This window comes from Streptomyces sp. MMG1533 (genome assembly GCF_001279775.1).
GTDB lineage: Bacteria > Actinomycetota > Actinomycetes > Streptomycetales > Streptomycetaceae > Streptomyces.
Window position 1 is genome coordinate 23,012 of sequence record NZ_LGDG01000258.1, and the last position, 15,037, is coordinate 38,048.

The 15,037-nt window shown below is 72.0% G+C and carries 10 protein-coding genes; 4 read left to right on the forward strand and 6 right to left on the reverse strand.

The features are described 5' to 3' along the window. Positions 1 to 96 precede the first annotated feature (96 nt). The 3 genes from ADK57_RS37945 to ADK57_RS37955 form a co-directional block, all read right to left on the reverse strand. Positions 97 to 1,335 (reverse strand): SAV2148 family HEPN domain-containing protein, encoded by a 1,239-nt coding sequence (locus ADK57_RS37945; RefSeq protein WP_053754242.1) that lies wholly within the window; start codon positions 1,333 to 1,335, stop codon positions 97 to 99. Positions 1,336 to 1,438: 103 nt separating this feature from the next. Next, positions 1,439 to 2,776: a copper amine oxidase gene (locus ADK57_RS37950; RefSeq protein ID WP_053754243.1), complete on the reverse strand. Its 1,338-nt coding sequence runs from the start codon at positions 2,774 to 2,776 to the stop codon at positions 1,439 to 1,441. A 56-nt stretch (positions 2,777 to 2,832) separates the two neighbouring features. Next, positions 2,833 to 3,654 (reverse strand): Tat pathway signal sequence domain protein, encoded by an 822-nt coding sequence (locus ADK57_RS37955; RefSeq protein ID WP_053754244.1) that lies wholly within the window; start codon positions 3,652 to 3,654, stop codon positions 2,833 to 2,835. A gap of 194 nt (positions 3,655 to 3,848) precedes the next feature. On the opposite strand from ADK57_RS37955, the gene glgX reads away from it, so the two are divergent. The 3 genes from glgX to ADK57_RS37970 all read left to right on the forward strand — a co-directional run bounded on the left by glgX (position 3,849) and on the right by ADK57_RS37970 (position 10,495). Further along, complete coding sequence (gene glgX / locus ADK57_RS37960) at positions 3,849 to 5,966, forward strand: glycogen debranching protein GlgX (RefSeq protein ID WP_053754245.1); 2,118 nt, start codon at positions 3,849 to 3,851, stop codon at positions 5,964 to 5,966. A 521-nt stretch (positions 5,967 to 6,487) separates the two neighbouring features. After that, positions 6,488 to 8,836, forward strand: coding sequence for a malto-oligosyltrehalose synthase (gene treY / locus ADK57_RS37965; protein WP_053754246.1), 2,349 nt, complete (start codon positions 6,488 to 6,490; stop codon positions 8,834 to 8,836). A gap of 408 nt (positions 8,837 to 9,244) precedes the next feature. Then, a complete protein-coding gene (locus ADK57_RS37970; RefSeq protein ID WP_053754247.1) occupies positions 9,245 to 10,495 on the forward strand; it encodes a M14 family zinc carboxypeptidase in 1,251 nt (416 codons plus the stop codon). Between the two features lie 94 nt (positions 10,496 to 10,589). Here ADK57_RS37970 and ADK57_RS37975 read toward each other — a convergent pair whose 3' ends face one another. The 3 genes from ADK57_RS37975 to ADK57_RS37985 all read right to left on the reverse strand — a co-directional run bounded on the left by ADK57_RS37975 (position 10,590) and on the right by ADK57_RS37985 (position 13,069). Then, positions 10,590 to 11,009 (reverse strand): SSI family serine proteinase inhibitor, encoded by a 420-nt coding sequence (locus ADK57_RS37975; protein ID WP_053754248.1) that lies wholly within the window; start codon positions 11,007 to 11,009, stop codon positions 10,590 to 10,592. Further along, complete coding sequence (locus ADK57_RS37980; protein WP_053754249.1) at positions 11,006 to 12,370, reverse strand: M14 family zinc carboxypeptidase; 1,365 nt, start codon at positions 12,368 to 12,370, stop codon at positions 11,006 to 11,008. The genes ADK57_RS37975 and ADK57_RS37980 overlap by 4 nt, the downstream gene beginning before the upstream one ends. 147 nt (positions 12,371 to 12,517) lie before the next feature. Then, positions 12,518 to 13,069 (reverse strand): DUF1707 and FHA domain-containing protein, encoded by a 552-nt coding sequence (locus ADK57_RS37985; protein ID WP_053754250.1) that lies wholly within the window; start codon positions 13,067 to 13,069, stop codon positions 12,518 to 12,520. Between the two features lie 174 nt (positions 13,070 to 13,243). Between ADK57_RS37985 and treZ the strand changes: the two genes are divergently transcribed. Continuing rightward, positions 13,244 to 14,989: a malto-oligosyltrehalose trehalohydrolase gene (gene treZ, locus ADK57_RS37990; protein WP_053754251.1), complete on the forward strand. Its 1,746-nt coding sequence runs from the start codon at positions 13,244 to 13,246 to the stop codon at positions 14,987 to 14,989. The last annotated feature ends 48 nt before the right edge of the window (positions 14,990 to 15,037 follow it).

Sequence of the window (15,037 nt, forward strand, 5' to 3'; positions counted from 1 at the left end):
CTTGGTGGTGCTTTCCCCCAGTGGTCTCCACGATCCCATGCGCCACTGACAATCCGAGGACCGCATTCCGCTTACGGACCTGCGGCAGGGGACAGTTCAGGACACCGGCCGCGAATCAGCCCAGGCCACCTCGAACTCCTCGCGATAGGTCGGGAAGAGGCCGGCCTCGTCGACTTCGCCCGACTTGACCAGCTTGCTTCCGCCGCGCAGGACCAGCACCGGCGCCTCCATGCCCCGCGCGCGCCGCAGATAGGACTGCACCACGGCGACTCCGTCCGAGCCGTCGCCGTCGACGAGGTACGCCGTGAAGCGGGGTGTCTCGTCGTAGACCTGGATCTCGAAGGCACCTGGATCGCGCAGCTTCGAGCGCACCCGGCGCATGTGCAGGATGTTCATCTCGACCGCGCGGCTCAGTTCACCCCGCTTGATGCCGAGTTCACGCTCTCGTCGCTTGACCGCGCTGGAGGCCGGGTTGAGGAACAGCAGCCGTACCCGGCAGCCGGTCTCGGCGAGGCGCACCAGGCGGCGGCCGGAGAAGTTCTGCACGAGCAGGTTGAGGCCGATGCCGACGGCGTCGAGCCGACGGGCGCCGCCGAAGATGTCCTCGGCGGGGAACTGGCGCATGAGCCGCACCCGGTCGGAGTGCACGGCGACCACGTCCCCGTACCGGTCGCCGACGAGGTCCTCGACGGCGTCCACGCGCAGTCGGCGCGCGGAGGGCACGTCGCCGGCCGTGCCCAGTATCTCCAGCAGCCGGGACGAGGCCCGCTCGGCCTGTCCGAGGACCGCCTCGGACAGGGCCCGGTTGCGCGAGACGACGTTACGGGTGACCTCCAGCTCGTCCAGGGCGAGTTCGACGTCCCGGCGCTCGTCGAAGTACGGCTCGAAGCAGGGCCAGTGCTGCACCATCAGCTCGCGCAGCTGGGGCAGGGTGAGGAAGCTGAGGACGTTGTCGTCGGCCGGGTCGAGCAAGTAGCCCTTGCGGCGGCTGACCTCGCGCACGGCGACCGCGCGCTGGACCCACTCCTGCCCGGCGGGGCCGGCGGCGGCCACCACCCAGTCGTCGCCGTGGACGGGTTCGTAGATGGGGCGCAGTACGGCGGCCACGACCGCGCGCAGCCGCTGTTCGACGAGGTTCAGCCAGATGTAGGCACGTCCGGCCCGCTGGGCGCGCGTACGCACCTCGCGCCAGGCGTCGGCGTCCCAGTCCAGCTCCGGCCCGATGGCACCCGCATCCATCGGCCGGGCCAGGGACACCGTGCCGGGCGGGGCGTCTGTGGAGTGCCCCTCGTGACCCTCGTCACCAGGGGGCAGCTCCAGCCCTCCCGAGCCCACCCGCGCACCGCCTTCCGCTCCCCCGAGCACTCCCCATCCCAACGATCAAGGAAGGGTACTCCGCGAGCGGTCGGCGGTGCAGCCGGATGGACAGGGTCATTTCTCAACTACGAGGCTGCCAGTGGCCGTTCTGCCAGGCGAGATCGGCGGGAGTGAGCGGATTCATAGCCGTGACGTCCCTCGGGACGATGGAGAACCCCTGCCAGTGGACCGGCATGGGCTGCTGGTCCTCGTCCCGGGCTATGTGGTGGAAGCCGACGTTCATCCAGACGATCGGGTGGGTGAGGGTCTGGCCGTTGACCCACTTGTCGACGGACTTGCCGGTGCCGGCGCAGCTGCCCGGGTTGTTACTGGCGAACAGCTGGCACTTGTTGTACTGGGTGAAGTAGAGGTCGTGCTTGGTGAAACTGCGGCCCGGGTACTTGGTGGTGGTGCCGGGGACGATCTCGTACGACCTGGCGTGCCCGTCCTTGTTCTTGCCGGTCGCGCTGACCATCCGCCACCAGCGGTAGGCCTTGGCGTCGCCGGTGCTCTCCTTGGTCACCTTGGTGCGGGTGGTCTTGGTGGTCGGGGTCCGCTGGCCGCGGGTGGTGACGGCCGAGTCGTACTGCTCGACACGGTTCTTGGAGGAGCCGTCGAGGGCGAAGTCGAGGCGCCAGAAGACGTTGTGGCTGTGGCTGGTGGCGGAGGCCTTGGCGCCCTTGCCGATCGGCCAGCCGCGTCCGTCGCCGGAGTCGTAGTCGTCGTAGGAGAGGCTGCCGGTGGCGCCGACGTTCATGGTGATCGTGCCGTCGTCCTGGAAGCGCCACTCGGTCATGTACTCGTACCAGCCGACCTGGTTGACCGTGTAGACGAGGAGGTCCTTGCCCTGGGCCTGGTAGAGCTTGTTCGTGAAGTTGTCCTGCATGCGGTAGGCGTGGCCACGGGAACGGGTCGTGGTGCACAGGCCCTTGACGTTCGGGTCGTCCGGGTTGCCGTCCGGGACCTTGACGGTCTTGATGGTGCCGCCGGGGCACTCGCCGGGCGCCATGTCCATCAGCCCCTGGGCGAAGTTGTAGCCCGTCAGGTCGTCGTACTCCCACTTTCCGTCGTCGTAGGGGACGTGGATCTGGCCGAGCCGGGCGCTGTTGAGGACCTTGATCGGCTTGGTCTCGCCCTTGGGCTGGTAGGAGACGTCGTCCAGGACGAGGCCGGCCTTGCCGTCGTAGCGCCAGCACATCCGCCAGGTCGTGCCGGTGGAGAGCTTCTGCTCGATGCGGTAGGCGGCGCTGCAGTCGGGCGCGGCCGCCGCGGCGGCGGTTCTCGGCTGGGCGGCGGCCGGTCCCGTGCCGGTCGTCAGACCGGCGGCGAGCGCGGCCACGGCGAGGCCGACGGCGGTCCGCCCGCGGGCAGGACTGGTTCCCCGCAGCCGGAGGCCGCTGGACAGGTTGTTCACGCGCATGAAGAAATGACTCCCTCGCAGGAGGTGCAGGTTCGAAAGGGTGGACGAAGGCCGGCTCAGCGGCCGAGGTCGGCGACCTTGCGGGCGCTCAGGTCGATCACCAGGTTCCTGGTGTCGATCCACGACCCGTTCTTGACCTTCGTGAACAGCCGCACGCAGCGGTGCTCGCCGCACTTGTCCAGTGCGGCCGGCTGGGCGCCCTCGGTGGCGCGGTAGATGCCGCCGCTCAGCGACAGCTGGTCCGGCGAGGTGAGCTCCTTGCCGATGGCGTCCTTGTAGTCCGCCTTGAGGCCCGCGCCCAGCGGGTCGGCGATCAGGAGCGCGGCCGCCTCGATGTTCTCGGCCCGGCTCGGCGGCGGCTGGACGCCCCGCTGCTCGCCGGTCTGCACGACCTTGCCGGTGTCGAGGTCGACGGTCTTGGTGACGAGGGTGTCGTCCCGGTAGTCGTAGAACGTCACGTCGGCGCGCCGGGGCGGGTCCGTGGCGTCCGCCTGGTCGGCCTCCGGCTCGGCCAGGTCGACGCTGAGGCGCTGCGGGCCGCGCTCGCCCTCCACGTCCTCGCTGGCGTTGAACAGCTGCTGGTTGACAGCGATCTGTTCGACCCGCTGGATCTCGTCGTCGGTCAGCGGGTCGCTGCCCGTGCCCTTGTCGCCCTCGGCCGGAGCCTGCTCGACGACCCCGGGTGCGACGGCCGCCCCGTCCTGGCCCTGCCCCTGGCCTGCCTGCTGCCCGGTCTGGCTGCCCGCGTTCCCGCCGCCCGTTTCGTCGGCCCCCGCCGACCCCGGCAGGGTGATGGCTATCATCGCGGCGGTCGAGGCCACCGCGATGGCCGTACCGGCCACCACCTTGCCGAGATGGCGGCGCACTGTGTCACGCACGTCTTCCCCCTACTCCCCCAACATCCCGGGAGTACGAATTTGCCCCACTGGTTCGGCATACCGGCCGCACGAGGCGGGGTATGCACTGGTCGCCCGGTAAGAGGGGCGTAAGTCATAGGTGGTTCCATCACTTTCGTGGACACTCGGGGCCAAGGCAGCCCCAGCGGCGCGGGACACCTGAAAGAGTCGTTTGCATGCAGGTCTGGCCTGGACAGGCGTATCCACTCGGTGCCACGTACGACGGCGCCGGCACCAACTTCGCGGTCTTCACGGAGGCCGCGGACCGAGTAGAGCTGTGTCTGCTGCACGACGACGGCTCGGAGACGGCGGTGGAACTGCGGGAGAGCGACGCGTTCGTACGGCACGCGTACCTGCCCGGCGTGATGCCGGGACAGCGCTACGGCTTCCGGGCGCACGGGCCGTACGCCCCCGAACACGGGCTGCGCTGCAACTCGGCGAAGCTGCTGCTCGACCCGTACGCGCGCGCGATCAGCGGCTCGATCCACTGGGGCGAGGAGGTGTACGGCTACCACTTCGACACGCCCGACAGGCGCAACGACCTGGACTCGGCGCCCCACACGATGACGTCGGTCGTGGTCAACCCGTACTTCGACTGGGGCGACGACCGGCGGCCGCGCACCGAGTACCACCACACGGTGATCTACGAGGCCCACGTCAAGGGCCTGACGATGCGGCACCCCGGACTCCCGGAGGAGCTGCGCGGCACCTACGCCGCGCTCGCACACCCGGCGATCATCGAACACCTGACCGAGCTGGGCGTGACGGCACTGGAGCTGATGCCGGTCCACCAGTTCGTCAACGACCACCGGCTGGTCGACATGGGCCTGAACAACTACTGGGGCTACAACACCATCGGCTTCTTCGCCCCGCACAACGCGTACGCCTCCTGGGGCGACCGCGGCCAGCAGGTCCTGGAGTTCAAGTCGGCGGTGCGGGCGCTGCACGAGGCCGGCATCGAGGTCATCCTGGACGTGGTCTACAACCACACCGCCGAGGGCAACCACCTGGGGCCGACGCTGTCCTTCCGGGGCCTCGACAACCCGCAGTACTACCGGCTGACGGACGATCCCCGCTACTACATGGACACCACCGGCACCGGGAACTCGCTCCTCATGCGGTCCCCGCACGTCCTGCAGCTGATCATGGACTCGCTGCGGTACTGGGTGACCGAGATGCACGTCGACGGGTTCCGCTTCGACCTCGCGGCCACCCTGGCGCGGCAGTTCCACGAGGTGGACCGGCTGTCGTCGTTCTTCGACCTGGTGCAGCAGGACCCGGTGGTCTCCCAGGTGAAGCTGATCGCCGAGCCCTGGGACGTCGGCGAGGGCGGTTATCAGGTGGGCAACTTCCCGCCGCTGTGGACCGAGTGGAACGGCAAGTACCGCGACACCGTGCGGGACCTGTGGCGCGGCGAGCCGCGCACGCTGGCGGAGTTCGCGTCCCGGCTGACCGGCTCGTCCGACCTGTACCAGGACGACGGGCGGCGCCCGCTCGCCTCGATCAACTTCGTGACCTGTCACGACGGTTTCACCCTGCACGACCTGGTCTCGTACAACGAGAAGCGCAATGACGCCAACGGCGAGGACAACCGGGACGGCGAGAGCCACAACCGGTCCTGGAACTGCGGGGCGGAGGGCGAGACCGGCGACCCGGCCGTGCTGGAGCTGCGGTCGAGGCAGATGCGGAACTTCATCGCCACGCTGATGCTCTCCCAGGGCGTCCCGATGATCAGCCACGGCGACGAGGTGGCGCGCACCCAGCGCGGCAACAACAACGCGTACTGCCAGGACAGCGAGCTGGCCTGGGTGCAGTGGCCGGACGCCGAGGGGCCCGGCCGTGAGCTGCTGGACTTCACGCGCGCGATCGTGCGGCTGCGCAAGGAGCATCCCGTCTTCCGGCGGCGGCGCTTCTTCCACGGGCGGCCCGTGGAGGGCACGCACGACGAGCTGTCGGACATCGCCTGGTTCACCCCCGAGGGCCAGGAGATGACCCAGCGGGACTGGGACCGGTCGCAGGCGTCCGCGCTGGCGGTGTTCCTGAACGGCAACGCGATCTCCGAGCCGGGCGCACGCGGGGAGCGGATCAGCGACGACTCGTTCCTGCTGATGTTCAACGCCTCGCCGAAGACCCTGGAGTTCGTGGTACCGGTCAACCACGGCCGGCAGTGGCAGGTGCTGGTCGACACCGCCCGCACGGACGGGGTACCGCCGGGCACGGTCGCGAAGGTGCAGGCCGGGGACCGGCTGACGCTGGTGGACCGGAGCATGGTCGTGTTGCAGCGGCCCGTCTAGGGGAGCGGTTCGTGCGTCTGTCGTGCCTGTTGTCGGGCACGCGCGCGTGGAGGATGTTTTCGGCGCGTCCGGCGTACGGCGTCGGGCGCGCCGTCGGCGCGATCGCACAGGCGCTCACGCGCGCGTGCGGCCGTACGGCGGTCCCGTCCCGTCCCGTCCCGCTCGCGTCGCCCGGCCGGTCGGTCGGTCGGTCGGTCGGGTGCCGTGCGAAGCCGCCGAGCGCGTGGACGGGACGGGCCACGACCGCCGCCAGACCCATCAGGGCCGGGCCGGGACGAAAAGGACCTCGTCCAAGGTGCTCCTCTGCCCCCCGTCCCTCGGGTGCCGGTCGCGACGACGTTGACGGGCGAGAACGCGAGGACGACCGGCAGCGGCGGCCCGGTCGGGCCGATCACCTGGCGGTACGTGTCCCGTGCCGCGCCTCTCCCCCTGGTCGCCGGCGCGCAGAGCCGGCCACGCGTGCGTACGCACATGGAGGTGTCGATGACACGAAAGGCGACAGGGCGGGTACGTAGGTTTGCATGACACCTGAGCGATCTGACCCGGCGGTGCCGACGGCCACCTACCGGCTGCAGCTGCAGCCCGAGTTCCCGTTCCCTGCCGCGGCGGCGGCCGTGCCGTACCTGGCCTCGCTCGGCGTCTCGCACCTGCACCTGTCGCCCGTCCTGGAGGCCGTCCCGGGATCGGCGCACGGCTACGACGTCGTGGACCACGCGCGCGTGCGTGAGGAACTGGGCGGCGAGGAGGGCCTGCGGGCGCTGGCGCGCACCGCGCGGGAGCACGGGCTCGGCCTGGTCGTGGACATCGTGCCCAACCACATGGCCATGGCGCCGCGGCACAACCGCGCCCTGTGGGAGGTCCTTCGGGAGGGCCCCAAGTCGCCCTGCGCGCGCTGGTTCGACATCGACTGGGAGGCGCAGGGCGGCCAGGTGCTGCTGCCGGTGCTCGGGCACCCGCTCGGCTCGGAGATCGAGCACCTGGAGGTCGACGGGAACCTGCTGCGCTACTACGACCACGTGTTCCCGCTGCGCGAGGGCACCGAGGAGCTGCCGCTGCCGCAGCTGCTGGACGCACAGTGGTATCGGCCGGTGTGGTGGCGGCTGGCCCGTACGGAGCTCAACTACCGGCGTTTCTTCAGTATTTCGGAGCTCATCGGGGTGCGGGTCGAGGACCCGGAGGTGTTCGAGGCCACCCACGCCAAGATCCTCGGGCTGCTCCACGAGGGCGTGATCGACGGCCTGCGCATCGACCACCCGGACGGCCTCGCCGACCCCGACGCCTACCTCCTGCGGCTGCACGAGGCGACCGGCGGCCGCTGGACGGTCGTGGAGAAGATCCTGGCGGACGGAGAGCCCCTGCCGGCCTCCTGGCCCGTCGCCGGCACCACCGGCTACGACGCTCTGCGGCAGGTCGACGGCCTCTTCGCGGATCCGGCGGGAGCCGGGGAACTCCTCGGCCAGTACCGGCGGTTCGCGGCCCCGCAGACGGACCGGGGCGGGCACTGGGAGGCGACCGTGCGGCGGGCTGCGTACAAGGTGCTCACGCACGAGCTGGCGGCGGAGACCGACCGGCTGACCCGGGTGGCGAGCCGCCTGTGCGACCTGTCACCCGATCCCGCGCTGCGCGACCGCGCACCCTGGGCGCTGCGCACCGCGCTCCAGGAGCTCCTCGTCCGTCTGGAGGTCTACCGGCCGTACGCGTCCGGGGACGCGGCCCGTGTCGTCACCGAGGAGGCCGCGGCCGAGGCCCGGCTCGCCTTCGTCGTCCCCGAGGAGGCCGGCGCGGTCGATGTCGTGCGGGACCTGGTGCTCGGGCGACACGGCGACGGGCCCGGGCACGTGGAGTTCCGGAACCGCTTCGCGCAGACCTCCTCGGCCCTGCGCGCCAAGTCCGTGGAGGACACGGCGTTCTACCGCTATGTGCCGCTCCTGTCGGCGACCGAGGTGGGTGGCAACCCGGGGAGCCCGGCCGTGTCCCCGGAGGACTTCCACGCCTACTGCGCGCGCGTGCAGCGCGACTGGCCGGTGTCCGGGACGGTCGTGTCGACCCACGACACGAAGCGCAGCGCCGACGTACGGGCGGCGCTGGCGGTGCTCACCGAGTGCCCGCAGCGCTGGGCCGACGTACTGGCCGAGGTCACGCGCACCGGCGAGGGTGTGCCGGACGCGCAGCTGGCGTGGGCGGCCTGGCAGACGGTGTTCGGGCTGGGGCAGGCGGACACCGAGCGCATCCAGGGGGCCCTGCTGAAGCATGTGCGCGAGGCCGGCCTGTACACGAGCTGGACGGAACAGGAGCCCGCGTACGAGGAGGCGGTGGCGGCGTTCGTCGCGTCAGGGCCGTGCGGGACGGCGGGCGAGCACGTGACCGGCCTCCGGAGCCGGCTGGAGCCCCACATCCGTGCCAACCTGCTCGGCACGGCCCTGGTCCACCTGACGATGCCGGGCGTGCCGGACATCTACCAGGGCACGGAGAGCGAGTACCGCGCCCTGGTGGACCCGGACAACCGCCGGCCCGTGCGGTTCCCCCCGGAGAACCCCGGGGCCAAGGAGGCGCTGACGCGCGCGGCACTGGGCCTGCGCGCCCGGCGCCCCGACGTCTTCGGCGACTCGGCGACCTACGCGCCCCTGGCCGCAGAGGGCCCGGCGGCGGCCCACTGCGTGGCGTTCACACGCTCGGGAGAGGTCCTCACGGCCGTGACCCGGCTGTCCCTGCGGCTGGCGGAGGCGGGCGGCTGGCGGGACACACTGCTGCCGCTGCCGCCCGGCCGGTGGGCCGACGTCCTGGCTCCGGAGCGTGAGTTCACGGGGCACACGCGCGTGGAGGAGCTCTTCGAGGGGCTGCCGGTGGTGTTGCTGGAGCGGGTGGGCTGAGGCGGGCGGGAGGGGACCGGCGGGAGGGCGTGCACCAGCAGCCTCCGCGCCGCGGCCCCGTCCTCGCGACCGGCGTGCGCCCGGTCCCGCTCCCAGCTCTCGTGCAGGAGGGCCGGCGCGTGGTGGCGAATGCCGGGGTGCGGACCGTCGAGGGCTCGTCTACGGCGTACACGCGGGTGGACCGGCGACGGTCGGTGAGGAGTGCCCGGCGGGGGAGGTACCGGCGGTGACCGCCGGGGCGTACTTCCCCGGCGGGCCGGACGTCCGCAACCCCGTCGGCACGTACGGGCCCACCCGCTGCCGGTAAATGCGACCGGGCGCCCCCTGGAGCCTCCCCCGCGGTGTCCTTGACATGGCAACGGTTGCGTGGGGTACTGCGGATTGCGAAGCCGGGCGGATGTGACGGGGGTGAGTCTCCTGCCGGAGCTGCGCTATCCCACGGTGACAGAACTGGTCGCGTCCGCCCGGGCGTTGGCCGCCCACCGGCCGGACGTGTGTGCCCTGAGGCAGGTGGGCGTCTCCCGGGCGGGCAGACCCCTGCAACTGCTGTCCGTGGGCCATGCCCGGCGTGCCGTGCTGGTGGTCGCGGGCGCCCACGCCAACGAGCCGACCGGCGGGTCGACGCTCCTGGCGGTCGCCGAACGAGTCCTGTACGAGCGGCAGTTGCGGGCCGACACGTCCTGGCACTTCCTGCTGTGCGCCGATCCCGACGGTGCGAGTCTCCATGTCACCCCGGCACCGCGCAGCCTGTTCGACTACCACCTCGGGTTCTTCCGGCCGGCCGGGCCGGAGCAGCCGGAGTGGTCGCCCTCCGTACTGCCGCCCGACCGGCTGCCACCGGAGACGCGCGCCCTGACGGGCGTCATCGACGAGCTGCGCCCCTACCTCCAGGTGACCCTGCACGGGACCGACCTGGGCGGCAGCTGGGTGCAGTTGACGAAGGACGTCCCGGGCCTCGCCGAGCCGTTCGCCAAGTCCGCGGCGGAGCTGAACATACCGGTGGAGACGGGCGCCTCGGACGCCGCGGGCTGGCCCGCCTCAGGGCCCGGCGTGCACGTCATGCCGTCGCCGGGCGCGGGTGCGGCGTACCCGAGCATGCCGGACGACGCCCGGCACAGCACCTGGTACCACGCCCACCGGCACGGCGGTCTGACCGCGGTCGTCGAGGTGCCGATGTGGGCGAGCGACCTGGTGGACGACCCGGCTCCGCACCCGGCGCCGGCCGCGGCGATGCGGCAGCTGGCGGGCCGGCTGCTGCGGGACTCGCTGGAGGTGGAGCGGGTGCTCACCGACGCGCTGCCGCGTCTTCAGGGCACCGAAGGGCCCCTGTTGCGGGCCGCCAAGTGGGGCCTCGAACTGGTGCCGGGGCTGGCAGCGGACTGGGTCCGCACCCCGCCCGCCGACAACACCAGGGCGTACGTCGGCAGCGTGGACGCCTTCGGGCGCCGGGTGCCGCTGCGGGCGGCGGCCATGCTGCTGCGGGTCCTCCAGGAGACCGACGACCGTGCCGCACCGCGTCTCGAACGGCTCGTCGCGACCTGGAGCCACGCCTTCGCCGAACGCTTCCGGGCCCGCTGGGTGCCCGTGGAACACCAGGTCGAGCACCAGTCCCGCACGGTCGTCTCGGCGGCGCTGCACGCCCGCGACCGGGTGGAGTGAGCGGCCGTACCGGATCCGTGGCCACGCGCGCGTGGGGGACGGCCGTACCGGATTCACCGCCACGCGCGCGTGCAGCGCCTCACCGCATGCCGCATCACCCGTCCAGCGCGAAGACCGCCCCCGTCCGCGCCCCCAGCACACACGTGCTGGAGAAGGTCTCCTTGTACTCGACGGGCCGGCCGTGCCACTGCCCGCGCGCGTGGGCGGTCACCGGCGCGTAGACCATCGGGCAGTACACCTCCCGGGTCGGGACGGCTCCGATGTCACCGTCGGCCGTCTCCAGCTGCGCGCAGGCCTCGGCGGCGCGTCCGTGGCCCTGGGGCGGGTCGCACAGCAGCAGGGTGCCGCGGATGCTGCTGGTGCGGGCGTCGCCCATGGTGACCGTGACGAAGAGCCAGTCGCCCCCGGCGGGCTCCTGGGGCGCTGCCTGCGCCGGGGCTGCGGTGGCGAGCAGGAGGGCGGCCGCCGCGAGCAGACCGCCCCGTACCGCTGTCGCTGTGGTGGTGTATGTCATTCCCGATGCATCGGCACGGCGGCCTCGGAACCCCACCCCGACTCACCCGAACGGGAGCACGCGGGCGAGTACCGCCCGGCGAGCTCGAACGCGGCGAGGACGACCCGTGACTGGTACTCCACCTGGCGCGCGACGGGGATCCAGCGCGCCCCGCAGCCGTCGCGGTAGTCGGCGCACCACTCGTCGACCAGCCGGTCCAGTTCGGGCAGGGCAGCGGCCGGGTCGATGCCGGTGCGGGTCAGGAGCTGGTGCAGCAGCCCCGCAGTCCGCAGGGCGAGGCGCCGGCCGGCGATGCGCAGGGCGGTCAGGTGGGCGGTGCTGAGCACCGGCAGCGGGCGCTCGCCCACGGGGACGTCGGGGTCCCACGCGTCGGCGAGGCCGGGGCAGACCAGTAAATAGTCCTCGACCGGGGCGAGCAGGCGGGCCGCGTCCGGTACGGCGGCGAGGTGGGGCCGGATCCGGGCGAGGAGGCGTTCCAGGAGGTGTGCGTCGTGGCGCAGGGTGTGGCTCACGGTGCGCAGCACCGCGGCGGCGTCGGCGGGCGGTGTGCCGTCCTCCACGGCGGCCACGCCCCACATGGGCGCTTCGACGACGGCGGTCACCGTGCCGTGCCGGTGCGGGTGGAACCAGGTGGACTCGACGGCGGCCTCGGTGATCGCCGCGGCCAGGTCGGTCGGCCTGGGCGGTGGTATTCGGTAGACGGCGGGCCCGAGGTTCGGCCAGTACAGGGTGTCGTACGGGCCGAGTTCGCGCGGTATGCCGAGGCGGGCCGCGGTGTGCATGACGCGCTGCGCGAGGCCGGGCAGGTCACGGGTGAGCTCGACGAAGCCGCCGCCGACGTCGACGCCGTGCAGGGAGCACTGGAAGAAGGGCCGCAGTTCGTCCTGGAGGTCGAGCAGGGCCCGGGTTTCGGGCAGTACGGCGCCGGCCGCCCCGTCGGGCAGCCATTCGGGCTGTTCCAGGAAGCCGGGCCGGAAGAAGTTCCGGAAGTAGTGGCCGAGGGTGTACGGGCCGCGCAGCCAGCGTTCGTTGCGGCGCAGGCCGTCGGGGTCGAGGCAGAGCAGCAGGTTCCAGGTGGCGTCGGCGCCCACGGTGAGGGTGGGGTCGGCGAGGGCGCGCTCGGCCAGCCGCAGGACGGTGGCGCCGCCCACGGGCTCGTTGGCGTGCGGGCCCGCCACGACGAGGGCCTGGCGGCTGCCGTGACCGATGGAGAGCAGCCACATGGGGGTGCCCGCGCGAGAGGTGCCGGCCCGGCGCAGTCGGGCGGCCTCGGGATGGCGGGCGACCAGGGTGGCCGCCCGGGCGGCGAGTTCGTCGACGGTCGGGTAGCGGAGGAGTGGCGGCAGGGCACACCTCCACAATGTGGTGCCGTCGGTTCACCTGGTGTGCATGGTGTACACACAGTCAGTCACGACTTGAGGGGTACGTCAACACCATGAAGAGCAAAGGGACTTGAGCCACAGCAGTGCGTAAAGCATGGGCCAGAGCTAAGCGTTGACTCAGTGAACTCAGTCGGCCGCGAGCCGGAAGGCCATCCGTCCGAACCCGACCTGGTCGCCCTCGCGGACGACGGCAGCGCCGATGACCCGCCGTCCGTTCACCGTCGTGCCGTTGGTCGAGCCGAGGTCGCGCAGCACCCACATGCCGCCCTGGCGGCTGAGTTCGGCGTGCACCCGGGACACCGTCTCGTGGGTCAGACGCAGCCCGTTGGCGGGGTCACGGCCTATGCGCAGGGCGTGGCCGTTGCCGGGGTGGGGCAGCAGCAGCTTGGGGAGCCGCTCCGCCTGCCAGGCCCTGCGCAGGCGTACGGTGAAGCCGGAGACCGCCTCCACGGTGCCGAACACCAGGCGTGCGACGCGACTCTCCGTGGGCAGGTCGGCGGTGAGCACCGCGAGCTCGTCGGAGCGGCGGGCCGAGAGCGCCAGTTCCATCCGCCGGACGAACGTGTCGTGCGAGAGCCGGCCCATGGCGACGCCGTCACGGAGCACCTTCAACGCCTTGTCGCGCTCCGCGTCGGACAACCGCGCGGGGTACGTGTTGAACTCGAAGGACGACGTCACGCTCGTGATTGTCGGACAGTGAACGCCGGGTGTCCAGAAAACGCGAAAACGGCCGCCGCGCCCGCGTAACCGGCGACACCTGCTGCAATGGGGCGGATTCACCGGCGTATTGATCTCGTTTGAAGCACGATGGGACGGGCTACATCACGGTGAGCAGACGAAGGGGAACCGTCCGTGCAGTTCGAGGTGTGGGCACCGCAGGCCGATCGCGTGACGCTCCATTGCGACGGCGCCACGCGCGCGTTGGAGCGCGATCCGGCGCGCGTGGGTTGGTGGTGGGGAGAGGCGGACGCGCGGGACGGCACGCGGTACGGCTTCGCGGTGGACGACGGTCCCGTGCTGCCCGATCCGCGGTCGCGCCGGCAGCCGGACGGCCCGGACGGGCTGAGCGCGGTCGTCGAGCACGAGCGGTACGCGTGGCAGGCCCAGTGGTCGGGCCGTGCGCTGCCGGGTGCGGTGCTGTACGAGCTGCACGTGGGCACGTACACACCCGAGGGCACCCTGGACGCGGCGGCCGAGCGGCTCGGGCATCTCGTCGAACTGGGCATCACCCACGTCGAGTTGATGCCCTTGTGTCCCTTCCCCGGGCGGCACGGGTGGGGGTACGAGGGGGTCTCGCTGTGGGCGGTGCACGAGCCGTACGGCGGCCCCGAGGCGCTGAAACGCTTTGTCGACCGGGCGCACGAGCTCGGTCTGGGCGTGGTCCTGGACGTGGTGCACAACCACCTGGGCCCGTCCGGCAACTACCTTCCCGCGTTCGGCCCGTACTTCACGGACACCCACCACACGCCCTGGGGTTCCGCGGTGAACCTGGACGCGCCCGGCTCGGACGAGGTGCGGGCGTATCTGCTGGACAGCGCGCTGGCGTGGCTGCGCGACTACCGGATGGACGGGCTGCGCCTGGACGCGGTGCACGCGCTGGCGGACACGCGCGCGCGTCACTATCTGGAGGACCTGTCGACGGCCGTGGACGGCCTGGCCGGCGACCTGGGCCGGCCGCTGTTCCTGATCGCCGAGTCCGATCTGAACGATCCGCGGCTCGTCACCCCGCGCGCGGAGGGCGGCCTCGGGCTGCACGCGCAGTGGAACGACGACTTCCACCACGCCCTGCACACCGCGCTCACCGGCGAGTCCCAGGGCTACTACGCCGACTTCGCGCGCGCCCCGCTGGCGGCGGTCGCCAAGACGCTCGCCGGCGGCTACTTCCACGACGGCACGTACTCGAGCTTCCGGGACAGGCGCCACGGCCGCCCCCTGGACCGCAACCGCGTGGCGGCACACCGGCTCCTCGGCTACACCCAGACCCACGACCAGGTCGGCAACCGCGCCCAGGGCGACCGCCTGTCCGCCTCCCTCTCCCCCGGCCTGCTGGCCTGCGCGGCCACGCTGACGCTCACCGCTCCCTTCACGCCGATGCTGTTCATGGGCGAGGAGTGGGCGGCGGGCACGCCCTGGCAGTTCTTCACCGACCACACCGATCCGGAGCTCGCCGAAGCCGTACGGCAGGGCAGGCGGCGGGAGTTCGCGGCGCACGGCTGGGCCGAGGAGGACGTCCCTGACCCGCAGGACCCCGCCACCCGCGACCGCTCCTGCCTCGACTGGTCCGAGCCCGAGAGCGAGCCCCACGCGCGTGTGCTGGCCTGGTACCGCCGGCTCATCGCCCTTCGGCACGAGCAGGCGGACCTCACGGATCCCGATCTTGCCGACACCAAGGTGGCGTACGACGAGGAGAGCCGATGGCTCGCCTTCCGTCGGGGGGACGTCCGTGTGGTCGTGAACCTGGCCAAGGAGCCGGCGGCGATCCCTCTCGGCTCCCGACCCGCGCGCGTGCTCGCCGCCTGGGAGCCCGTCGAGGCGTCGGGGCCGGACGGGATGCTGCACGTGCCCGGGGAGTCGTGCGTGGTGCTCCTGCAGGACTGAGTCCGCCCGGCCCCTCGTCGCCTGCCCGTCCCCTCGTCGGAACCGGAC